We start from the raw sequence: 24,048 nt of genomic DNA, 5'->3' as shown, positions 1-24,048 counted from the left end.
CTTCTTTTGCCTCTTGCGCACTTTTACGATAAGCGATTCTTGCGAAAAATCACGCAAGCGCGCGGTCTCATGCGTCCTGGGTCGTTGCCGTTTTTGGGCAGCCAACGGCGCACCAGCCGCCTGCGGTGGCCTGCTTGGGGGCCATGTTCGCGGGATCGTTTCGCCAAAGGCGCGAAACGATCCCGCAGCCAAGGCTGGCGCAAAATTTTTTTCACAAAAACCGTGAAAAAAATTTTCTTTGAAAGACGCGCCTGAAAAACAAAGTCAAGAAAACAAAAAATAAGATTCAAAACCAACAGAAAAAATCAAAATCAACGTCCCGGAGGCTCTACCTCCGGCCTCCGCCGGGGACCGGGCCGGTCCCCGGACCCCGGCGAACGTTGTTCAATCACCCCCTCACCGATACTCCCCCACCAACGCAAATCCCGCCCAATTGGCCGGATGGGCGTGGGCCTGCCGCACCAGCAACTGGGCCTGCCGCAACGCCTCCGCCTTGCCCATCCGTCCATGATAACGATAAAAATGCTTCATCAGCAAGGCCGTGGCCAAATCATCCACCCGCCACAACGACGAAAGTACAGACCGCGTGCCGGCATACAGAAACGCCCGGTTCAATCCCAACAACTCACTGCCACGCAACTGCCCCAATCCGGTCTGACAGGCACTCAAGGTCACCAACTCCGCCCGAATCGGCAAACCCGCCACCTCACGCGCACTCAACCGCCCCGCCTCCGAAGGCACCACCCCACGCTCACGCTTCCCATGGCCAGGCTTGTCGCCGCTCGCCAGCCAAAGCGAGGAAAAAAGCGGGTTGATGTTCTGAAAGTCCCCGTGCGCGGCAATGTGAATCACCGAATAGTCGCCAATGTGCTCCAGAATCCACCCCTTGGTGGCCCGCTTGCCCTTGAGCAGATCCCCCTCGGTGAAATTGCCACGCACACTCTCGGCCTCGAACTCCGCCATGGCCAGATCGAAATCCGCATCCCCCAGATCCGGATTGCCAATGGCCAACACCCGCCCGTTGCCGACCTTCTGATCCATCGGCCTGCTCAAGGCACGCTCCAGCAACGCGGCGGAAGGCTCGTGAAAAATCGGAAAACGGTCGATCAACCACCCCTCCGGAGCACGCAGGGCGGCAAACGCCAACACATGCAACGACCGGTGCGGAATGATCCCCAGATGGGTCACCCCCTCCAGATCCTCGGCCAACGGCTCGATCAACCAACCATGCAAACGGGTGAGCACGCCATCCACCCGCGCCTGATTCTGCATGGCGTCCCGATAGACGCGCAGCGTCTCCTCCAATCGCGCCTCGCTCACCGGAACCCGCTTGAAACGGGTTCCCGAAGCGCGCGAAAACCAGATGAACAGCTCCTTCTCGGTCACAAAATAACTCGCCACCCCCACCCCGGCAGGCAACACACGCTCCAACCGCTCCAACGTGACCGGCGCCACCGCCACCCGCGCCGCCAGACCGGGACTCCGCACCCGCAAGCTCACCAACGCCTCCTCGGCCTCGGCACGCTTGGCCCGATAGTCGGCCCACAGCTTCGCCTCCGTCCCCTTGAGAGCCGCCAACGCCCGCGCCCGCGACTCCACCTCCGCGAACATGGCGTTGACCTGCCTCAAACGGGCCTCATCCTCGGGATGCACCTCGATCGCACTGCCGGATGCCAACAGATCCTGGAACTCCCCGGAACGGGAACGCTCCAGAAGATCGAACGCCTCTCGCTCCCGCCCGCGATCGGCCAACAGGACGATCATGTCCCGATACAGCTCCTGCTTGTCTTCCAGAAAGCCATGCCGCAACGTGTCGATCTCCAGCGGCGCACGCAACCCCTCGACCACCCGGATCGCCTCGGCATGCCGGTCGAGTGCCTCTCCATCCCGACCCAGACTCCGCAACGCCCCGGCGGCACCGGTCAACGCCCGCCAACGCACCTCGGCAAGCCCAATCGAATTCGACAGTTCCGCCGTGCGCTCAAACCCCTTGAGCGCCTCCCTGACATGTCCCTGAACCCGCCCAAGCTGGGCCAACGCCAACCACCCCTTGGCCAACAGGATCCGATCCCCGGTCTCTCGAGCCAACGCCTCGGCACGACGCAACGTGGCCTCGGCCTCCGGGAGCTGCCTTGCTTTCAACTGGGTGATGCCGATGTTGCGCAACGAATTGCCCATGTGATGCTTGTCGTGCCGCGCCTCGTCCAGGGCCAGAGCCCGCTGGAATGACGCCAGCGCCGCCGCCGTATCGCCGCTCTGCCGCTCGATCAGACCCCGGTTGTTCAGGGAGGCGGCCAGCTCGCCGGTCAGATTGCGCTTTTGGGACAGATCGATGGCCGCGTCCAGATGACGCGCCGCCAGATCCGGCTCGTTGAGACTCCAATAGATCAGACCGCGACTGTTGGCCAGCTGGATGGTCAGGCGGGGATCCCGACGCTTCTCCACCCACGGCTCGACCCGCTCCAAAGCCTGCAACGCCGTCTGGTACGCGCCGCGATACCAGGCGATGTTGGCCTCGCGCAACGCCACCTCGGCCTCCAACGCCCCATCCCGGCTTGCCTCGGCCAGCCGACGCGCGATATCCAGCTCCCGTCCGGCAGCCTCCAGCTCCCCCATGCCGATCCGGGCTTGCACGATCTCCAGCCTCGCCCGCCCCTCCCCGATCCGATCCCCAAGCGCCTCGTACAACCCCACCGCCTGCCCGAAAGCCTGAAGCGCGGGCGCCGGACGGTACAAACGGTGCAAATGGATGCGTCCGAGCCTTGAATGATGCTCGGCCATGGCCGCCCGATCCCGACGCTTGCCATCCAGCTCCAACGCCAGCTCGAAACGGTGCAGCGCCTCGCCCGCCAGACCGCGATTCTCCGCCACCACCCCGCGCGCCACCTCGCCGGAGGCCAGGGCACCCGGTCGCGCCCCCTCCCCGTGTTGCTCCCAAAGACGCATCGCCTCGTCCAGATGGGGCATCGCCGCCTCGTACCGCTCCTGCCGCGCCAGCAACACCCCGAGAACATGATGGGCATGGGCCAGGGTATCCCCGCTGGTTCCCGCCGCCTTCAAACGCTCCAGCCACCACCCCTGCACCTCAGCCGCGCGCCCATCCTCCCCCAACCCGGACCAGAGCGCCACCGCCCGGCCCGTCAACGTCCCGATCTCCCCCTCCCGTCCGGCCCGTCCGGCCAGGGCCAGGGCGTTCTCGATGCGCCCGACCGCCGCCTCCGGTTTTCCGTCTTCCCGCAAACGTCCCGACTCGGCCACCTCGGCCTCGAACCGCTCCCGCGCCCCCTCCCCATCCCAGCCGGCGTGGCCGGAAAACCGAAACGGATTGGCCCGTTTCTCCCCGCTCCCCTTCCAGGCCGTCTCCAGGGCCAACAGGGCCGGCATGCGCGCCAGATGGACCAGGTAATCCCGCCACACCCGCTCCACCAGCTCCGGCTTCTCCCCCGCATCCACCAGAATCCCATGGGCAAAGCCGGCGCGCCGCAGGGCCGCCTCGAGCAGCGCCCTCTCGCGCCCATCCGCCAACGACGAACCGGTCACCAGCAACGCCCCATGCCCCTCGGCAAGCCGGAAATCGGCGAGAGAGAGCCGGATCCGATCCCCATCCTTCCCCGGCACCGGCAAGGCCAGGGAGGTGACCGGCAGCAGGCTCATGAAAACGTTGGATTGAATCAACACGTTCGACGGCTCCGGCTCCGCGCCGTACACCAGGGGCGCCACCCGCCGGGGCGGCACATCCGGCGAGGGGTCGAACGCCACCCCCAGGGGACCACTCGTGGCCAGCCGTCCGCTCCACACCCCACGCCGGGGATCGCCAACGACGAGATCCTCCAACCCGCTCACCCGCGCCACGGGAACCGTGGCCACGAGCCGGGCGATCTCCCCGCCCTCGATCCCCTCGGGCAGGGCCGCATGCAGCCACTCGGCCCCCGCGATCAGGAACCGCGACGACTCTCCGTCCCGTATCCGACCGTCCACCTCCACCCGTGCATGGCGGATCTTTCCCGGACCGGTGACCGTGAACAGGTGTCCCCCCGCCGCGCCGGGCAGATACCGCACATACGGACGCCGCTCCGAGGTTTCGGCATACGCCGCGCGCGCCGGCTCGCGGGGCGACAACCAGCCGGCGGCCTCGGGATGGCTCTCGCGCAGCCCGGCGATCGCCTCCCGCCACCCCTTCCAGGCCGCCTCGCTGGCGACGCGCCTGCGTCCCAGCGACACCGCCTCCAGGCCGCGCAACAGCTCCTCGATCGCCCCCCGCTCCCGCTCCAGACCGTTGAGAAAAAAACCCCGCCCCAACCGGTCGTTGAGCAGCAGCGCCAACCTCATCCGCTCCAGCCGCTCCCCTTCGTCCAGGGCCGCCTCCAGATGCCCCTCCCCCACCCGTCGCTCGACCCGCAGGGCGATCAACCGCTCGTAAAACGGCGCCAGGATCCGCCCCGCCCCGCGCGGATGGAGCGGAGCCGGCCAGTCCAGGGCCCCCGCGAGCGCCGCATCCAGCCGGGCGTTCCGGAACTCGGAATCCGCGCTCCCTTCGGCCTCCAGCAGCGCCACGATCCACCCCCCCTCGGCCAGACCCGCCGTGGACAAGGTATCGATCTCGCCTCGCAGCCGCGCCGCAGCCTCCTCCTTGCCCGCCTCTTGGGCGATCACCAGCCGATTCAACTGGATGCGCAGCTGATGACTCCACAACTCCCGCGCCCCGAACCCCTTGTCGGCATGCAACAGCGCCTCGGCGCGACGGTAGAAGCCGTCGCAGCGCCCGCGCGCCGTCAGCCAGCCATGCCAGCGCGCCATCCGTCCGGCCTCGCTCCCCCCTTTCGGGAGCACCATGCCATCCAGCGGCTGGGCGAGCAGAAACGCCACGTTGGCCAGCGTGAAAAAGGCCAGCTTGGGTTGGGTTTGTTCCCACTCCGGGGCCGCCAGCCGATCGGCGAGCAGCACCCCCCACCCCGGATCATGCGCCTCCCCGGCCAGGATCCGCTCCACCGCGATCTTGGAAAGATTATAAAGGTTGGCCCGCGAGCCGGCCTGAAGATGCAGCGACTCGGTGAGGGTCAAGGATTCCAGAGTCCGTTCCCAGGCGGATTGGAACTGCTTCAACCGATGGTGAAGCTGGCCGAGCCGGTTGAGCACCACCGCCAGCTCGGCCTTCTGGGTTCCCCCTTCGAGCACCCCGCCCGACTCCAGGAGCGCCCGTTTGCGCTCCAGATCCGCCAGGGCCCGTTCGGGCGCGTCCAGGGCCTGATGCAGGGTGGACACCAGACCGAACAACAGCTTCTCCTCGCCGTGCTGGTCGAATCCCAACGCCGCCTGGGAGCCGTTCTCCCCCAGGGCCAGTTGCAGACTGAACCACCCCTTTTCCGGCGGACGCTCCTCCTTGCCATGTTTTTTCAACAGCTCCAGACTCTGGAGATAGCCGGCCAAAGCGGCGCGCACCGCCTCGCGATCCACCGGGGCCTCCTCCGGGGTGGAGGCGGGCCGGGTGGCCTGGTGGAGGTTGAAGGCGATGTTGCGTTGCAAAAGGGCCAGATTGCCGGTGCGGTTCCCGGCCAGATTCATCTCGAGCGCCTTGGCGAATCCCAGGGCCGCGCGCGCGTGCTCCCCCAGGGTCTGCTGGACCAGGGCCAACCGTTCGGTCAGCTCCACGCGCAACAGCGTCCGATCCGCCGGAAGCAGATCCAGGGCCAGTCGGTAGTATTGCGCCGCCTCCTGGGAGCGATCGGTCTTGAAGGCGCTCTCCCCCATCTTGCGATACAACAGCGCATGGGCCACCGGGTCGGCCAGGGGGCGCTTGCGTTGCGTCCAGCGCTGCCAATAACGGAACGCCTCACCGTGGTTGCGCATGGCGTGGTGCACATGGCCGAGATTCAACAGCAGATCCGCCTCATCCTGGGGCGCGGTGGCCGCGTCGGTCAGGCGCAACGCGGCGGTATACCCTTGCAACGCCTTTTCCAGATGGCCGCGCTCCCCCTTGCCGGACCGCTCGAACTGCTCATGCACCCAGGCCAGGGTCTGGTGATGGGCGGCCACGTCCGGAGCCTCGGCCACCACCGCCTCGAGCATGCCGATCAGCCGTTCGTGATCGAGCGGCTCCACATAGGTCAGGGCCAGGGCCAGGGCGTAACGGCGCGTCGTTGACTTGGGATCCTCCTTGAGCCACGCTTCATGATGGGCCACCACCGGCGCGGCGCCCTGCATGCGCACCCGCAGGGCGATATGGGCGCGATGGGCCTCCACCGACTCCGGATGGTCCACCAGCAGGGCGGTCAGCCTTTTGAGCGCCACCTTCGGATCCCCCAGTTCGGCCAGTCTGCGCGCCGCGCGCACCCTCTGGCGGATCTCCAGGGTCGCGGCGCGCCCGGCCTCCGCCTCGGAGAGCCCCTGCACGCCACGCAATTCGGCATAGGCCGCAGCAGCCCGATCGTAATCCTCCAGCCGGATGAGCCGTTCCGCCTTCCAGCCGATGGCGCGGATCCGCTCCCGAAGGGTGAGCGCGTCACGCTTCGACAGCGCCTCGAGGGCGGCCACGCAGCGCTCCTCGTCGCCGTTCTCCTGGTGCAGGGTGGCGATGCGGGTCCAGGCCGCCACGGCCAGCCGTCCGATGCCGGGATGCGCCTGCATCAGCGCTTGCAGCGACTCGATCTGACGGGGGAACTTCCCCCCCTCCTCGGCGAGCGCCACCAGGCGCGCCACGGCCCGCTCTCCCCAGCGGTGCTTTTCGCCCACCAACCCGATCACCTGCAAAAGAATCTGCTTGCGTCCCGGCCCATCCCCCACCCGCTCCAGCACCCGCATCCGCGCCAGCAGCGCCCGCACGCGGGCATCCCGATCCTGGAGGCTCTCCAGACCGTTCAGCCGCGCCAGCGCCATGGCCGTCTCCCCACCCAGCAGCAGCAGGCGACTGGCGGCGATGCGCGCTTCCACCCCCACCGCCTCGCTTTTGGGATGACCCCGCGCGATCCCCTCGATGGCCTCGAGCCCCTGGACCAGGCGCGCCCGCGCCTCATCCGCCCCCAGTCGGGGGAAGTCGCGCGACATCGGCACCACCACCCCCTGAATCGCCGCGCGCGCGCCGGACTCCCCGCCGGCCCTTCGATACCGCTCCACCACCGCCAGGGCCCGATCCAGGGCCTCGGTTTCGAGCAGCAGGTCGAGATACTCCCAGTCGAACCCGAACCGTTCCGCCTCCGGCACGCGTTCGGGATTGAGAAACAGGTTCTCCAGAATCCGCATCCCCTCCCCGCTCTTGCCGGCGGCCAACAGTGCGAATCCCTTCTCCCGCGCGCGGTCGGGATCGGTGTAATCGGCCAGCAGGGTCGGGATCTCCAGTCGATGGATCTCCCCGTCGCGGGCGTCGCCGAACCAGATCGCCTCACCGGCCACGGCGGGATGGCGCGGGGAGTCCCCCTCCGGGGTCAGCCGATACAAGGCTGAAAGCCCCTGCTCCGGGGTGAACCGGGCCATCCACACCGCCGAGCGGCTGTCATCCTCCGGAGAGACGCGGGTGAAGATCAACCGGTCCGGAGCCAGAAAACGGGGCTCCAGATCCCACTCCGGCCCCAGGGTGAGGTTTTTAAGGCTGCTTTGATCCACGCCGTCCCCTGCCGCGCGCAGGGCGATCAGCCGCCCCTCCCGCGAGCAGACCAGCCATGTCCCCACGGTCGGGGTGCAGGTGGCGGCCCCCTCCACCTGCACGGTGGCCCCGGACTCCCCGAGCATCCGCCGCAACACGGCCACCGGCCTCCCCGGCGCGGCCTGGCGGGTGAAGAGGAATCCTTTCCCTTCCGGCAGCCACAGCGGGCTCTGTTCGCCGAAGGCGCGATCGGTCAACCGCTCCCTGGTCCTGGTTTTCAGATCCATCAGCACGATGTCGCCGCGCGGATCCTGTTCGTGGGAAACATACAGCAGCCGCGCGCCGGTCGGATCGAGGCTCGGTTGTTCGTCGGCGCCGGGGTGGTCGGTGAGTTGTCGGGCGAGGGCGGTGTTGCCGGGGGTCTGTTCCTGAATCCAGATGTCGCGATTGCCGGAACGGTTGGAAACGTAGGCCAGCCAGCGCCCGTCCGCGCTGACCGTGGGAGAGAAGTCGAAATCCGGATGAACCACCACCGGCTCGGCCTGGACAGGGCCGGAAAGCATTGAAATCAACAACAACAACCCGATCAGGAGGCGCGACATGGGGGGGCGGTCCTGTTCTCCGGGAGCCATGCGAAGCGCGCGGGTCACCGCCCTGGACGCGGCAGGGTGACGATCACGCTGGTCTGACCCGGCTGGCTGGCGTCCAGCTCCATCCGGCCACCCTGGGTCTTGATGGCCAGCCAGGCCGAATAGGTTCCCAGTCCGGATCCGTGCTCCTTGCCATGGGTGACGTACTTGTCGAAGAACCGTTCGCGAATCGCCTCCGGCACCTCGCCGGAGTTGGTGATGCGCGCGGCGCCCATATCCCCGTCCGGGGCCAGGTGGATGCGGATCTCGCTGTTGAAGTTCGAGGCCTCGATGGCGTTGAGCAGCACGTTGTAGAAGACCGAATAGCAGAGCATCCGCTCGCCCCGCACCTGGAACGGACCGGCGGCATGGTCGCTCCCCTCGAGCGTGATCACGATCTTGAGACGCTTGGTCTGGATGAGCTTCTCCAGTCCGCCGGTGACGTGCTTCAAGATCTCGACCAGATCGCAATCCTCGGACCTGAGCTGGTAGGTGTTGTTCTCCATCTTGTAGAGATCCAGCGACCGGTTGATCATGTCGAGCATGATGTAACCGCTGCGTTCGATCAATTTGAGCAGGTTGCGCTGATTATCCGTGTAGTTGTGATCCAGGAGCATGATCTCGGGCAGACCCAGGATCCCGGAGAGCGGACCCTTGAGATCGTGGCGCGACACCCGTTCCATATCCTCGCGGACCTTCAACGCCAGGCGCAGCTCCTCGTTCTTGCGGCGCAGATCCTCCTTGACCCGTTGATGGGAGATGGTGTTGCGACAGCGGGCCAGCACCACCGAAGCGCTGCTGGGTTTGCGGATGAAATCCACCGCGCCGAGCCGCAAACCGACCGTCTCGTCGTCCTGGGTATCCTTGCAGGTCAGAAAGATCACCGGCGTTTCGGCGGTGCGGGGATTCTCCTTCAACCGCCGGCACACCTCGTAGCCGTCCATGCCAGGCATCAGGATGTCCAACAGGATCAGATCCACCCCGCCCTCGGCGGCGATGGGCAGCACCAGTTCGCCGCGAATCGCCACCTTGACGAAAAAGTGTTGATCCAGCGCCGCCTTGATCACCTTGATCTGATCCGGCTGGTCATCGACCAGAAGAATCGTCCCCTCCTTGACCGTACCGCCGTTCACCGTGTTCATGTCCCGCTCTCCTCGTCCGGTCGCAAGGGAATCCCGACCTTCTCGGCCCACGCCCACAGATGGCGCAGACAGGCCTGGAAATCATAACCATCCAACAATGTTTTCAACACCCGCAGACTCTCCCGGTCCGCATCGGTGCCCACCAGGGGGCGCATCGCCTCGATCACCCCCTCGGCATCCGAATCGAAATGGCGAAACATCCGCTCCGCCTTGACGAACAGGGGCGCCAACCCCTCCCTGTCGCTTCCGCCATCCCGCTCGCCGCGCTCCTCCCCTTGGACAGGGGGTTCGGGCAAAGCGTTCCGGATCGTCTGTAATACCTTTTCCAGTTCGACCCCGGCCCGCTCCAGCAGCGCCGAAACCCCCTCCGAGCCGATCTCTCCCCCTTCGCGGGCGGCATGCTCGACGGCCTGGGCGCTTCCGCTCAATCCGGCGGCGCCGATGGTGGCCGCGATCCCTTTCAGGGTATGGGCGGTCCGTTCCAGCTCCGACCACGCCCCGGCATCGGCCTGCCGCGCCATCACCCGGCACGCCTCCCCCTGATTGTGGACAAACCGGCCCAGAATGTCCAAATAGAGCCTGGCGTTTCCCCCCATGATCCGCAAGGCGGAAGCGGTGTCAAGTCCCGGCAGCTCCGGCAGCGGCAACACCTCGGCCTCCTCCGTCTCCGGCACCACCACCGGCTCCCCCACCAGCCGCGAGGTGTCCGGACGGATCCACTTGGCCAGCACCGCGTAGAGGATCTCCGGATCGATCGGCTTGGCGATGTGGTCGTTCATCCCCGCCGCCAGACAGGCCTCCTGATCCCGCACCATGGCATTGGCGGTCATGGCGATGATCGGCATGCGCGCCGCCCACGACCCTTCGCGCCGGATGGCACGGGTGGCGTCGAGTCCATCCATCTCCGGCATCTGCAGATCCATCAGAATGCCGTCGAAGTGGTCCCGTGTCGCCCGCTCCACCGCCAGACGACCGTTCTCCACCACGGTCACCGCCACCCCGACCCGTGACAGAAGCTCACGGGCCACCTGTTGGTTGAGTTCGTTGTCTTCGGCCAGCAGCAGACGGGCCCCGGCGATCTGACGCACCACGGCGTTGTCGCCCAACTGCGAGCGGTGCCGCGACTTCTCGGTGGGTCGGTTGAAGCCCCGCATCACCGCCTCGAACAGACTGCCGCGCGTCACCGGTTTTTCCAGGATGCCATCCAGGCCGTCGCTCTCCCCGAGACGCGACTCGAGCACCTCGAACCCCTGCTCGGCCACCACCAGCACCACCGGAACGGACCCCTCGGGCGCCTGGTTCTTGATGGCCCAGGCCAGCTCCACGCCATCGCCATCCGGAAGCAGCCGGTCCACCAGCACCATCGCGAAGGGTTCACCCTCCTGCCGGGCCCAGCTCAGGGCCTCCATGGCCATCGCGCCATCGCGCCCCTCGGAGACCGTGAAACCCAGCGACTCCAGACCACCGGCCAACACCGACCGGGTGGCATCATGATCCTCCACCACCAGAACCGCCAGTCCGGCCAGATCGCCGATCTGGGCCCGATAATCCTCCATGACCCGGCTGGCCCGCTTGAAACGTGCCGTGAAGGTGAAGCAACTCCCCTCACCCGGCACGCTCTCCACCTCGATCGCGCCGCCCATCATCTCCACCAGCCGCCTGGAGATCGCCAACCCCAACCCGGTGCCGCCATGTTTGCGGGTGGTGGAGCTGTCCGCCTGGCTGAACTCCTGGAAAAGTCGGCCCATCTGCTCGTCGGTCAGGCCAATGCCGGTATCGCGCACGGAGAACTGCATCAACCAGTCGCTCTCCCCCTCCACCAGCACCCGCGTGGCGATCACCACCTCTCCGCGTTCGGTGAACTTCACCGCGTTGTTGGCCAGATTGGTCAACACCTGACCCAACCGGAACGGATCCCCCACCAGATGGCTCGGCGCCTTCGGATCGGCATCCAGCAACAGCTCCAGATCCTGCTCCAGGGCCTTGACCCCGATCACCGCCAGCACGCCATCCAGAACCTCCTCGAGTTCGAACTCCACCGACTCCATTTCGACGCGGCCCGCCTCGATCTTGGAGAAGTCCAGGATGTCGTTGATCAACCGCAACAGCGAGTTGGCCGCGCTGTGCACCTTGAACAGGTAATCCCGCTGCTTGTCGGTCAGCCCGGTCTGCAAACAGAGGTGGCTCAGACCGATGATGGCATTCATCGGCGTGCGGATCTCATGGCTCATGTTGGCCAGAAAGGCGCTCTTGGCCTGGGTGGCCAGCTCGGCGCTCCGTCTGGCCTTGCTCAGCTCCTCCTCCTGCTGACAGCGGATGATCAGACCCGCCAGGGTGTTGACCACCGGCTTGAGCAGATTGGTGTTCTCCTCGGTGAAAAGGTAGCCGGCATCCATCTTCAGGTTCAGCACCCCGATCAGCCGTTCGCCGCCGATGATCGGAAAGCAGTGATCCCCGTGATCGCTCATGCCGTAGTAGGTGATCTCGTGTCGGGCGTCCAGACGCGTGGCATGCACCGTTTGCCGCGACCGGGCCGCCCGTCCGCACAGACAGTACCCCTCCGGCACGCGCGCGCACCGTTCCAGAAGCGGCTCGGGCAGTCCGCGCTGCGCCGCCAGATGCAGCTCATGCCGCTCCTCGTCCCACAAAAAAATCGCCCCGGCCTCGATCGGACTGTCCAGCCAGGGAATCGAGGTGATCAGCAGCACTGCCTGATCGAGCTGCTCGCGCAACGACAACGCCTCCAGCGAGTCGAACAGCAGCCGGTTGATCACCGCGCGCACCTGTCCCTGCTGTTCCAGGTACTCGTTCTGACGGGTCAGCCTGCTGGACTGATCCAGCATTTTCTTGAGCAGGGTGTATTGTTTGCGGTTGGTATCCTTGAGGGAGTCCCGCTCCCGCGACCAGGCTTGCTGGCGCTCTTCCTCGTCCCGTTCGCGCTTGCGGCGCGTCCGGTCGAAGTGGTGCAGCGCCCCGGCGCCCGCCAGCAGCACGAACAGATGGAGCACCCAGGACTCGGTGCGCAGAGTGGCGACATCGACGCTCCGGGTGCCGATGGGGCCCTCGCCGGCGTGACGCCCATGACTCCCGTCGTCGGACAGATCCAAAACGTGCAGATTCCACGCCAGCGAGGCGACCACCGCCAGCAGCCACAACAGGCCGGGCAGATACGCGCGCGAACATGCGAACAAAACGATGCGATCCAGAAACGATTGACTCATGAACACGCCATGGGAATGATAAGGATCACCCTTGCCAAAGAGGCATCATTCAAGGGATCGTCTATCATACGTGAGATCCGAAGCGATTGCATGCATTTCTCTTGATGCGGCGCCCGCCATTTTTTTTCGTCAACCCGTTCACGTCATCGATCCAGGAGCCGCCCATGCACTTGGCCAACCGCCTGATCCTGGTCACCCGCCCCCAACCCGGCGCCACGGAGACCGCCCGGCAGATCGAACGGTGGCACGGTCAGGCCCTTCTGGCCCCGCTCACCGCCATCGAGCCGGTCGAGGATCCCGCCCCGCTGCGCGACGCCCTGAGCCGGCTGCACACCTACGATGCCCTGCTCGTCACCAGCGCCAACGGCGCCCGCGCCTTGAGCGCCGCGCTCCCGGACGGCATCATCCCGCCCCCGCTCTTCGCCGTGGGACAGAAAAGCGCCAACGTGCTGCGCGAACGGGGCTGGATGGTGAATGTGCCGGACCAGGCCGAAGGGGGAGAAAAACTGGGGGAAACACTGCTGGAACGGCTGCCCGACGCGCGACGTCTGCTTTTCCTGCGCGCCGAGGAGGGACGGGAGGAGTTGATCAACCTGTTGACCGCCCAGGGCAGAACGGTCGATACCGTCGCGGTCTATCGGAGCGTGGCCGCGGAACGCCTGCCCGACGCGGTGCTGGAGCGGCTCCCGGAGGTGGCGGCCATGTTGTTGTTCAGCCCGCGCGGGGCCGGGATCCTGCTCGATCTCTTGCCCGACGGCCCGCCGCCCGGCTGCGTGCTGGCGGCCTTGAGCCCCCTGACCGCCGAGGTTCTCACCCGACGCGGAGTCGGAGTCGCCGTCGTTCCACCCCTGCCCAGCGGCGAGGCCCTGTTGCGCGCCCTGAACGACTACTGGAGCAGATCCCCCAACTGATCCCCGGCATGGAGCCGTTCGAAAGCCTCCACCACCCGCGGATCGAAACTGGCGCCGCTCAGACGCCGGATCTCCGCCACCGCCTCGGCAACGCTCCACGGACCCTTGTAGGGCCGGCAATGGGTCAGGGCGTCAAACACATCCACCACCGACACGATGCGCGCCGACAACGGAATCGCTTCGCCGCGCAACCCCTCGGGATAGCCGCTTCCATCCCACTTTTCGTGGTGATACAAGGCGATCTCGCGGGCGATGCCGAAGTTCTTCCCGTCCTTGATGATGGTGCCGCCAATGGCCGAATGGGTGGCGATGCGCGAAAACTCGTCCCGATCCAGCGGACCCGGCTTGTTGAGGATCTGGTCCGGAATGCCGATCTTGCCGATGTCATGCAGTTGACTGGCCTGGGCGTACTGTTCGGCCAGGTCCGGGGAGAGCCCCAGGGCCAGGGAGAGCCGCCGGGTCAGCGCGACGATGCGCTGGATGTGCTCGCCGGTGTTGGCATCCTTGGCCTCGGCGGCCTCGGAGAGCATCTGGATCGCCGAACGATGGGCCTGACGCAGCTCCATCTGCATGCGCAACGACTGCAACGCCACGCACACCTGACCGGTGAAGATCCGCAGCAGGTGCAACGCCAGCGGGTCGAGGGGCTGGCCATGCTCCAGATAGAGCATGCCGATGGTCTCGTCGCGAATCCGCAGCGGAATTACCGTCTCGGTGGGGGTGAAGTTCTCCCGCAGGGTGGCGGGCGAGGAGTCCAGACGCACATCGCCCACCGCCGCCTTGATGGTGATGTCGTCCTTGTTGAACAGGGCGAGAAAACCGTTGGCAATGCGCACCTCGCTGTGCGCCCCCAGATGGCACAAGCCGAGAATCTGGGTGAAAACCCCCGAATAAAACTCCTCGAAGGAGTCGAGCGGATGGAGATACATGCGCGGGGCCGCGCCCAGGATCGCCTCCAACCCCTGGCGGGCCATGTCGATGGTGGTCAGATCGCGGTAGGACTTCAACGCCGAACGGACCGTGGTGTAGAGCTTCTGCGCAGAAAGTTCGCTCTTCTCCTTGTAGTCGTCGATGTCGAAGTGGTCGATCACATACCGTTCCGGGGCCAGTCCCGGCTGTCCGGTGCGGATGATCAACCGGATCTTCCGATCCCCGAGGGTCTCGCGGATGTGGCGCACCAGCAGCAGTCCCGCGTCATCGCTCTCCATCACCACGTCGATCAGCGCCAGGGCGAAACCGCCGGGGGTGTCCTCCAGCAGCGTCCGCGCCTCCTGGGCCGAGGAGGCCGCGACCAGGGACAAACGCCGCCCCGCGAACTGGAACTGACGCAGGTTCAGGCGGGTGACCGCGATCACGTCCGCATCGTCGTCCACCACCAGCACCAGCCAGGGCGGCAGGGCGCCCGGATCCGTGGTTGCGGCGGGACTTTTGGCCGACAGGTGCAAGATGCGTTTTTCGGCAGGCATGGGCGCGTACTCGCATGAGAGGCTGTTTGGCCATTGCCAAACAGTCGATGCGGGCCCTGGATGGCCCGCCAAATTGCGCGGCAATTTGTCCAAGCACGGTTCACATGTTTCGAACCGTGCGCGTTTGGTGATTCCATGGATGGAATCACCAAACAGCCTCATAAAATTTTGTCACAATGTGTCACATTTGTAACAAATTATTCATATGCTGTCAATTTCAATTTTTTATTGACAATCATTATTGAGTCGTTACCAGAAGATGATATTCTTAAAAATACCATGAATGATGCCAAACAAAATTCAGCGCATGAATGCGAATAGTCTTACCATGGGGCTGCCTTCGGGAGATCCATGGTAAGGGGGGGAGGGGCTCCCCCCATCATGCACGTTGCAAGGGGCATCATGCGCCTGACAAGCAGGCGCGCTATCCCCGCTTCACCGCCACCGGCCAGGCGGCGGTGATCCGCACCCCCTGCTCCGGCTGGCTGTCGAGTTGAATCGTGCCGCGCAGCTTGGTGGTGACCAGATTGTAGCAAATGTACAATCCCAGGCCACTCCCACCCGCCGAACGGTTGGTGGTGAAAAAGGGTTCGAAAGCCTTCTCCCGCACCTCGGCGGTCATGCCCACCCCGTCGTCGGCATAGGTAAGGCTCAACAGATGCCCGCGCAAAGCCAACGTGATGTCGATGCGCCCGGCTCGGGCACCCTCCGCGAAACCGTGGGTCAGGCTGTTCATCAACAGGTTGGTCAGGATCTGGTTGAGATAACCAGGCACCCCGGCCACGCACAACTCCGGGGGACAGACCACCATGACCTCGACGGTACTCTTCTTGAAGGCGTTGCGCAGACTCATCAGCGCATCCCCCACCACCTCCCCCACCACATAGTCGCGCAGCGCCTCGGAGGAGTGGTCGATGCTGGCGCGCTTGAAACTCCGCACCAGCTCCGCCGCCCGCGCCAGATTGCGCTCCACCAGACGCGCCGCCCCCTCGATGGCCTCGATGCCGGACAGAAGCGCGTCGATCTCCACCTCGTCCCGGGCCAGAAGCTGGGTCAGGACGCGGCTTTCGTCCAGCAGTTGCGTGGCCCCGGAGTAGGCCACGCCGATGGGGGTGTTCACCTCGTGGGCGATTCCGGCCACCAGACGTCCGAGAGAGGCGAGCTTTTCGCTGGCGATCAGCTCGCCGCGCGTGGTCTCCAGCTCCTCGATCTTCTCCCGCAACTCACGGGTCCGCTCCACCACCTTGGCGTCCAGGGTGGCGAGCAGGTACGAAAGATTCTCCTCCGCGTGATGGCGGGCGATCACGCCGGACAAGGTGTTGACGATGCTGGTGAGAAAATGGCTCTCCTCCTCCTCGAACACATGGCCGGCAGGCAGATAGACGTTCAACACCCCCAACAGATCCTGATCCGAGAGGATCGGCAGACAGTAATGGCCATGCTCGCGCATCCCCTCGAAACGGACCTCGTGACGCGAATCGAGCTGGTTGCTCCTCACCATCCGGCGCTCGCTGGCCGCCCGGCCACACAGACACTGGCCCATCCCGATGGAGGCGCAGGTGGTCAGCAGCTGCGGCGAAAGGTCGTAATGAACCGCCATGTCCAACCGCTCGGTGGCCCGGTTGTATAAAAAGATCGCGCCACGCTGCTCGACCTTGAGCCAGGGAACCGCCAGCACCACCCGCAACGCCCGTTCGAGAATCTCCTCCAGGGTCATGGGCTGCAACGACAGCTGCAAAATCGTCGAAATGGCGGTGCGCAGATCCAGGGCGCGCCGATTCTCCCGTTCGCTCGCCCGCAACTCCCGCACCGTGGTCTCCAGCTCGTCATTGCGGGTGGTCAGGCTCTCCTGCATGGTCTTGAGAGAGTGGGCCAGAATCCCGATCTCATCGTGACGGTCCACCTCGATCGTCAACGCCTCGCCACGCGCCACCCGTTGCGCGGTGGCGCTCAACCCGTTCACCGCGCTCATCATATCCAACAGCATGCCGGCCATCAGCAGACCAATGGCCAGAAGAATCGCCAATACCGTGAACTGGGATCGCCAGAACTGGGTGGTCACCAGTTCGGTCTGCTGGTAATCGTGACTCTGGTAGATGGTCTCCAGGGAGTCCATCAGATCATCGAGCGCCTTGCGGGTCTCCTCGACGCCGAGGCGAAACTTGTCGATCTGCTGCGCCAGGGCCAGCACCTCGCTGACGATGGTGTAGAACCCCTGCACGTAGCTCACCGTCAACACGCGGATCCGGCTCTTCTCAGTCTCGCTCAGGGAGCCCCCGGATCCGCTCAGCAGCTCGTGGAACCGATCCACCTCGGCATGGAACTTCTCCAGGTGGACGGTCTGCTTGCGATCCATGAAATCCTTCTCGTGACGCCGCAGTTGCAACATCGAGGCGAGCAGTTGCGACGTCTCATGCCCGGTCAACAACTGCTCGACCTCGTGGATCTCCTCGCGGATCCGTCCATGTTCGCCCGAACTCGCGTCGAATCCGATGGCCCCGAGCCGTTTGCGGATCGCGGCGAACAGATCCAGCTGGCTCTCCAGCCAAGTCATCACCCGTTCCCGGCTGTTGTCCTCGGGAATGACCTGCAGCCGGTCGAGTTCCTTCAGACGTGGCAGGGCATCGCGCATCAACCTCTCCACATGATCCGCGACCCGTGGATCCTTGACGCGCAGAAAGTACTCCACCTCGGTATGGGCGTGGTCGATGTCGTTTTCGATGCCGTGCATCAGTTCGCTGATGCGTCGGGTCAGGTGATCGCGTTGCCAGGAGGATTGATTGGTGTCGTAATGGAGGTAGGATTGGGTGACGGTCACGGCAAACGCCGCCAAGATCAGCAGAAAGAACAGCGCGATCTTGCGCCTGAAGGAGAAATCCTGAACCATCGGCTGCTCTTGGAGGGGAGTGCGGAGTCAATCGACCGTCTCGCAAGCCGCAGGATCCGGGGATCCTGCGGCTTGCGGAGGCGTCATCGCGACGGCGGCACGTAATCGGGTGGCACCACGCCCTGTCCGGGGGAGTCCGACGGATCGGTGGCGGATTCCAGCGGCACCTCGTCAGCCTCGGAGTCCAGTTTCGGCTCGAAGGCCGGATCCGCGATCGAGGCCGGAGGCGGTTCGGGCGCGATGGCCGGCATCGGCTCGGCGTTGGAGTCGTCGCCGTCGGGAGGCCAGGCGCTACCGTTACCAGGATTGGGTTTGGCGCCCTTGCGCTCCTCTTCCACCGGCCTCTTGGGCACCGGATGATCGATGCGGATCGCCGCCGGATTGCCATCCTCCCGGTCGAGCCGTTCCAGGTCGGGGAGTTTCAGACCACCCTCCGGGATGGTCTGCTCTTCCGGCACCTCGGGCACGGTAAGATACCGGTCGCGCGCCGCCGGATTGGACCCCTCGGCCACGGCGATGCGGCGCGACTGACCATCCGGATTGTCGGCCATGCGCTCTGCCAGCCGCCAGTCCACCACCGCGCGCAGATCGGAACGGCGCGCCAGAGCCTGCTTGACCGCCTTTTCCATCAACGCCCGCAGACTTCCCTCGTGTTTGAGGTCGGCCAGAATCGGATGGACCTCCAGATACAGCTCGCCGTCGCGCCAGCCGGCCTTGGCCGGTTCGTTGACGAACGCCACGCTGTCGCCCGGATTGACATTCGGGAAAAACTCGATGATATCCTCTGGATAGAGCCGGATACAGCCGTGACTCACCCGTCGTCCCACCCCCAACGGACGGTTGGTGCCATGCATCAGATAGGCCGGCAGACTCAGATAGATGGCATGGGTGCCCAAGGGGTTGCGCGGTCCGGGATAGATCGCCTCCGGGAGAGAGGGATCCTCCTTGCGGATCGAGGCCGGCGGACGCCAGACCGGATCGGCCATCTTGCCCGTCACCGCGGTACGGACCCGCGGGGTCATCATCCCCTCCTGCCCCACGCCGATCGGATAGGTTTCGATGCGATCGCCCCGGAAATGATACAACCGCATCTCCGGGAGATTGATCACGATTTTGGCCGGATTGTTCAGTCCGGGCAGCACCTTGCGGAAATCCATGCGGATCTTGCTGCCCACGCGCGGACCCCAGGGATCCTGATCCGGATTGGCCAGCATGATCTCGTTGAAACCCATGTGGTTGTCCCGCGCCAGGATGATCATGGTATCGTTGGCCGTGGCACGATGGCGGAAATAGGTGCCGCCGATCACCTCATCCTTGCGATCCTTGAGCACATAGCGGCGGCGGGGCAGATCCTGCGGGGGATCGGCGGAATAGAGCGGTTCCATGCCCGCGATCCAGACCCACGCGGCCAACGCGGCCACCCCGAGGCGAAAACCGCTCCGGACCGTGGCACGCCCGCCAGGGAGGTCCGAGGTCGGGGGGTGAGGGGGTTCTCCCCCCATCATGCAACATACGCGACACGCCATGCCCAATCTCTCCTTCCCGCTTTTCAACCTGCCAGCACGCGACGCAGCAAATGCAACGCGGTCTGACTCGCCCGCCAACGCACCTGTTCGCGACTGCCGGCGTAGAATCCCCGATGTTCCAACAGCATGCCCTCACGGCTGCGCACCGCCAGATGGACCGTGCCGACCGGTTTCTCCGCGCTGCCCCCCTCCGGGCCGGCGATACCGGTCACAGCCACGGCCAGATCAGCCCCGGAGAGCCTCAGCGCCCCGGCGGACATCGCCTGTGCCACTTCGTAGCTCACCGCCCCGCGACTGGCCAAAAGATCCGCATGCACCCCCAGATCGCGCATCTTGGCCTCGTCGGCATAGGTGATCCAACCGGAGGAGAGATACGCCGAGGAGCCGGGCAGGGCCGACAGCCGCGCCGCCACCAGACCGGCGGTGCAGGACTCCGCCACCGCCACCTTGACACCCGCCTCCCGCAGGCAGGCCGCCACCACCTCTTCCAGAGGTTTCGGGGAGGTGGCATAGATGCGATTGCCCAACTGCTCCGCGAGGCGGGTCTGGTAGGCCTCGCCGAGCGTGGCGGGAATCAACAGGCCGGCATCGCCATTCGGCAGATCGCGCACCCGACAGGCGGCATGCAACGCCGCTCCCGGTTCCGGGCCCAGCGCCAACGGTTCCCCGGCCCCCTCCACCATCCAGCAGGCGACCGACCGTTTGCGCCGCCCCCCGTTTCCATCCCCGATCAGGCCACGCAGAATCTTCACCAGCGCGCGTCGCGCCGCCCAGATCGACCGTTCGCAATAGGCCACCGTGCGACCCCGGCGTTGCAGGATGAACCCTTCCGGGTGTCCGGCCTCATCGGTCAGGGCGCGCGCGCCGAACACCTTGAGCTGATCGGAGTCATCCCCTTCCAGCCCCAGCGACAGCCCGAGACTCGACACCAGCGAGCGGCGCAGGCGCCCCCCCTGGCCATCCCCCTGGATCAGGATCAGGGGATACTCCTCGGAGATCTTGCCGGGATCGAACGGGCCATCGCCATCGATCTCCATCAGCGCCACAGGGCCGATCCCCAGGCACTCGAGGGCGAGATCAAGGTAGGGGCGTCCGGAGGACGGCAACAACGCCCCCTGTTCGCTCCAGCGTGGCATGACCAACAGACACTTCATAGCCAACCCATCCAGACCAGTCCATGAACGCACAAGGCGGCATACACCCCGGCGGCCAGATCATCCGCCATCACGCCCCACCCCCCCGGCAGTTTTTCCAGGGCGTTCACCGGCCACGGCTTGAAGATGTCGAACAGCCGGAACAACGCGAATCCGATCACCATTCCCATGGCGCCATGTGGGGCATCGATCATGGTAAGCAAGAATCCTGCCACCTCGTCGATCACCACCTCCGACGGATCCTCCCGCCCCGTCTCCCGACACACCACCCCGGCGCTCCACACCCCGAGCACGCACACCACGAGCAGGATCGTCCAGGCCCCGATGGGGCTGATTTGCTGACAGAGATAGGCCAGCGGCACGGTAGCCAGCGTGCCCCAGGTGCCGGGAGCCTTGGGAAGCAGTCCCGAACCGAAAAAGGTCGCCAGAAGATGGGGAGTACGGAGCATGGGCATGCTGGGCTCTTTGAAGTTTGCAAGAGAGAACGATTCAAAACCCCTGCATTACCGTGGAACTCCCGTCAGGGAGGTCCACGGGCGGGGTTGGGTACATGGCCAGACAGACATCCGCCACGGTCGCGCGTGACTGGTTGAGAATAAAACGAAAAGGCCGGCGTTCCCGGCTGTGATGTTCCCAGAACCGGGATCAATGCCCCCCCAGATAGGCACGCCGCACCTCGGGGTCGGCCAGCAGCCCCGTCCCGCTTCCCTCCATCACGATCCGACCGTTCACCAACACATATCCCCGATCCGCCAGGCGCAACGCCTGATTGGCATTCTGCTCCACCAGAAACAGCGTCGTACCCTCGGCCACGATCGCCCGCAACGCCTGAAAGATCCGTCGGATCATCAACGGCGCCAATCCCAGACTCGGCTCGTCCAACAACAACAACCGCGGCTTGCTCATCATCGCCCGCCCGATCGACAACATCTGCTGCTCCCCGCCCGAAAGGGTTCCGGCCCGCTGCCCGATCCGCTCCCGCAAGATCGGAAACAACCCGTAAATGCGCTCCAACACCGCCTGATCCACCTCGCCCCCAGGCGAACCCATCACCAGATTCTCCAACACCGTCATGCCGGGAAAGATGCGCCGCCCCTCCGGAACCTGCGCCAGACCCAACCGCGCGATGCGATGGGTCGGCAGGTCGGTGATCTCCTGACCGTCGAACACGACGCTCCCCCGCAGGACGCGCGGCTGACCGAAAATGGCCATCAACAACGTGGATTTGCCCGCGCCATTGGCCCCGATCAGCGTGACGATCTCCCCCTTGCCCACCTCCAGGGTCAAATCCCGCAACACCTGAATCTGGCCATGGGCCACATCCACGCCGCTCAACCGCAGAATCGGTTCGGACCTCTCCACCTCACCCCTCCTCCGGCGCGCCCAGATAGGCCTCCAACACCGCCGGATCGTCGCGCACCACCTCGGGACGACCCGCCACCAACACCTGACCGTGATCCAACACCACCACATGGTCGGAGATCTCCATCACCAACCCCATGTCATGCTCGATCAGACAGACCGTCACCCCGTGACCGCGCCGCAGGGCGAGAATCCACTCCGCCAGCTCGTCGGTTTCGCTGGGATTGAGACCCGCCGCCGGCTCGTCCAGACACAACAGACGCGGCTCCACGCACATGGCCCTGGCGATCTCCAGACGCCGCTGCCGGCCATACGGCAGGGAGCCGGCCATACGATTCCCCTCCTCGGCCAATCGAAAAAAATCCAACCATCCCCAGGCCCGCTCGACCGCCTCGGCCTCGGCGCGCCGGTAATCCGGGGTGGCCAGCAGACCGGAGAGGATGCCGTTGTTCACCCGTGCGCGCTGGGCCACCAGAAGATTCTCCATCACGGTCATCTCGCGAAACAGCCGGATGTTCTGGAACGTGCGCACCACCCCGACACGGGCGGCCAGGGCCGCGCCCCCGAACATCTTGTAATAAAGACGCCGCGCGAAAGCCGCCGGCGAGCTGAAATCCACGCCGCGCCACGGTCCGCCCAGCAGGTCGTGCAGGGCCACCTCGTGGCCGTCCAGGGGATGAAAGCGCATCTCCCCCTCGCTGGGGGCGTAGAATCCGGTGAGACAGTTGAAAACCGTGGTTTTGCCCGCGCCGTTCGGACCGATCAAGGCGGTGATGCTACCTGGTTTCACGTCGAAACCGACCCGGTTCAACGCCACCACGCCGCCGAAGCGCATGGAGAGATCGCGTACCTTCAAAAGCGGCGGAGGTCTCATGTCCCCACCTCGGAGCGATCGCGCACCTTCAAAAGCGGCGGAGATCTCATGTCCCCACCTCGGAGCGGTGGAAGCGGGCGCGGCGGATCCCCATCAGGCCGCGCGGACGCCAGATCATCATGAAGACCATGGCCATGCCGAAGGCCAGACCGCGATACTCGGCGAAGTCGCGCAGCACCTCGGGGAGCACGGTGAGGATCACCGCCGCGATGATCACCCCTCCGGTGGAGCCCATGCCGCCGAGGATGACGATCGCCAGGATGTGGGCCGACTCCATGAAGGTGAACGAGGTGGGATTGACGAACCCCTGGGAGGCGGCGAAAAAGACCCCGCCCAAGCCCCCGGTCATGGCCCCGAGTCCGAAGGCCGACAGTTTGACCGACACCGGCTGGATCCCCAGCGAGCGGCAGGCGATCTCATCCTCGCGCAGCGCCTCCCAGTTGCGTCCCAGGGGCATGCGGCGCAGTCGCCGCACCACGAAGATCATTCCGGACACCACGATCAGCAGCAGCAGATAGAAGAAGATGTCCCTGGTTTCACTGGCGTAGGGGATCTGGAAGTATTCGTGGAAGGTGGTATGACCCGGCTGGGCGCGGCGTCCGAACTCGAGGCCGAACAGGGAGGGGAACGGCGCGCGCACCCCATTCGGACCCCCGGTGAACGCCATCCAGTTGTTGAGCACCAGCCGGACGATCTCGCCGAATCCCAATGTGACGATGGCCAGGTAGTCGCCGTGCATGCGCAGCACCGGAAAACCGAGCAGGATGCCGCACAGACCGGCCAGGATGGCCGCCGAGGGGAGCGCCAGCCAGAAGCTCAGGCCCAGATACTTGAATCCCAACGCATAGCCGTAGGCGCCCACCGCGTAAAAGGCGACGAAGCCCAGGTCGAGCAGGCCGGCCAGTCCCACCACGATGTTGAGTCCCAGGGCCAGCAGAACATAGATCAAGGCCAGGATCGCGACGTTGAGCCAGTATTTGCCGATGAACCAGGGAAGCAGCAAGGCGCAGGCGAGGGCCAGGCCGAGGATGAACGGGCGGTTGCGGTCGATCCAGCCCACCGTTTCGGACGCAGGGGCGCTCTCGACCGGAAGCCGGGCATGGCGCGCCTCCAGGTAGAGTCCGAGCAGAAACCTGCCGACCACCACCCCGGCGGCCAGCCACAAGGGTCGCTGCCAGTGTCCTTCCAGAGTGTAGCCGGTGAGGGTGACGCCGGTCAGGGGGGCGAAAAGCAGCAGGGCGATCAACCCGGTGAGGCCGGCATCGCGCAATCGCGTGGTCCAGCTCATGCCACCTCTCTC

At 65.4% G+C, this 24,048-nt stretch carries 13 protein-coding genes; 1 reads left to right on the top strand and 12 read right to left on the bottom strand.

The features are described 5' to 3' along the window. Window positions 1-23: 23 nt before the first annotated feature. From ACOY6C_RS00595 to ACOY6C_RS00580, 4 genes are all read right to left on the bottom strand, one after another. On the bottom strand, window positions 24-296 hold the full coding sequence (locus ACOY6C_RS00595) for a hypothetical protein (protein ID WP_420903533.1): 273 nt from the start codon (window positions 294-296) through the stop codon (window positions 24-26). A 100-nt stretch (window positions 297-396) separates the two neighbouring features. Beyond that, window positions 397-8,178, bottom strand: a complete 7,782-nt coding sequence (locus ACOY6C_RS00590; protein WP_420903532.1) for a CHAT domain-containing protein — start codon at window positions 8,176-8,178, stop codon at window positions 397-399. Between the two features lie 44 nt (window positions 8,179-8,222). Next, window positions 8,223-9,347: a hybrid sensor histidine kinase/response regulator gene (locus tag ACOY6C_RS00585; protein WP_420903531.1), complete on the bottom strand. Its 1,125-nt coding sequence runs from the start codon at window positions 9,345-9,347 to the stop codon at window positions 8,223-8,225. Beyond that, a complete protein-coding gene (locus ACOY6C_RS00580) occupies window positions 9,344-12,568 on the bottom strand; it encodes a response regulator (protein WP_420903530.1) in 3,225 nt (1,074 codons plus the stop codon). Before ACOY6C_RS00580 ends, ACOY6C_RS00585 begins: the two co-directional genes overlap by 4 nt. A gap of 164 nt (window positions 12,569-12,732) precedes the next feature. Between ACOY6C_RS00580 and ACOY6C_RS00575 the strand changes: the two genes are divergently transcribed. Beyond that, entirely contained in the window at window positions 12,733-13,479 is a 747-nt protein-coding gene (locus tag ACOY6C_RS00575; RefSeq protein WP_420903529.1) for a uroporphyrinogen-III synthase, read from the top strand. Here ACOY6C_RS00575 and ACOY6C_RS00570 read toward each other — a convergent pair. The 8 genes from ACOY6C_RS00570 to livM form a co-directional block, all read right to left on the bottom strand. Beyond that, the gene (locus ACOY6C_RS00570) at window positions 13,455-14,945 is read right to left on the bottom strand and encodes an HD domain-containing phosphohydrolase (RefSeq protein ID WP_420903528.1); all 1,491 of its coding nucleotides are present in this window, start codon (window positions 14,943-14,945) and stop codon (window positions 13,455-13,457) included. The genes ACOY6C_RS00575 and ACOY6C_RS00570 overlap by 25 nt on opposite strands. Before the next feature lie 424 nt (window positions 14,946-15,369). Further along, on the bottom strand, window positions 15,370-17,832 hold the full coding sequence (locus tag ACOY6C_RS00565) for an ATP-binding protein (RefSeq protein ID WP_420903527.1): 2,463 nt from the start codon (window positions 17,830-17,832) through the stop codon (window positions 15,370-15,372). A gap of 83 nt (window positions 17,833-17,915) precedes the next feature. Next, window positions 17,916-19,358 (bottom strand): L,D-transpeptidase, encoded by a 1,443-nt coding sequence (locus ACOY6C_RS00560; protein WP_420903526.1) that lies wholly within the window; start codon window positions 19,356-19,358, stop codon window positions 17,916-17,918. A 23-nt stretch (window positions 19,359-19,381) separates the two neighbouring features. Then, complete coding sequence (locus tag ACOY6C_RS00555) at window positions 19,382-20,512, bottom strand: CinA family protein (RefSeq protein WP_420903525.1); 1,131 nt, start codon at window positions 20,510-20,512, stop codon at window positions 19,382-19,384. After that, the gene (locus ACOY6C_RS00550) at window positions 20,509-20,967 is read right to left on the bottom strand and encodes a phosphatidylglycerophosphatase A family protein (RefSeq protein ID WP_420903524.1); all 459 of its coding nucleotides are present in this window, start codon (window positions 20,965-20,967) and stop codon (window positions 20,509-20,511) included. The genes ACOY6C_RS00555 and ACOY6C_RS00550 overlap by 4 nt, the downstream gene beginning before the upstream one ends. Window positions 20,968-21,157: 190 nt before the next feature. Then, entirely contained in the window at window positions 21,158-21,874 is a 717-nt protein-coding gene (locus ACOY6C_RS00545) for an ABC transporter ATP-binding protein (protein WP_420903523.1), read from the bottom strand. 1 nt (window position 21,875) lies between these two features. Further along, window positions 21,876-22,748: an ATP-binding cassette domain-containing protein gene (locus ACOY6C_RS00540; protein ID WP_420903522.1), complete on the bottom strand. Its 873-nt coding sequence runs from the start codon at window positions 22,746-22,748 to the stop codon at window positions 21,876-21,878. 46 nt (window positions 22,749-22,794) lie between these two features. Then, window positions 22,795-24,036, bottom strand: coding sequence for a high-affinity branched-chain amino acid ABC transporter permease LivM (gene livM / locus ACOY6C_RS00535; RefSeq protein ID WP_420903521.1), 1,242 nt, complete (start codon window positions 24,034-24,036; stop codon window positions 22,795-22,797). Between the last annotated feature and the right edge of the window lie 12 nt (window positions 24,037-24,048).

Origin of the sequence: Candidatus Magnetaquiglobus chichijimensis (genome assembly GCF_045865675.1) — a bacterium.
In the GTDB taxonomy this organism is placed as follows: Bacteria; Pseudomonadota; Magnetococcia; order Magnetococcales; family Magnetaquicoccaceae; genus Magnetaquiglobus; species Magnetaquiglobus chichijimensis.
Note: the sequence above shows the minus strand (reverse complement) of the source record. Positions and strands in the feature narration are given on the sequence as shown.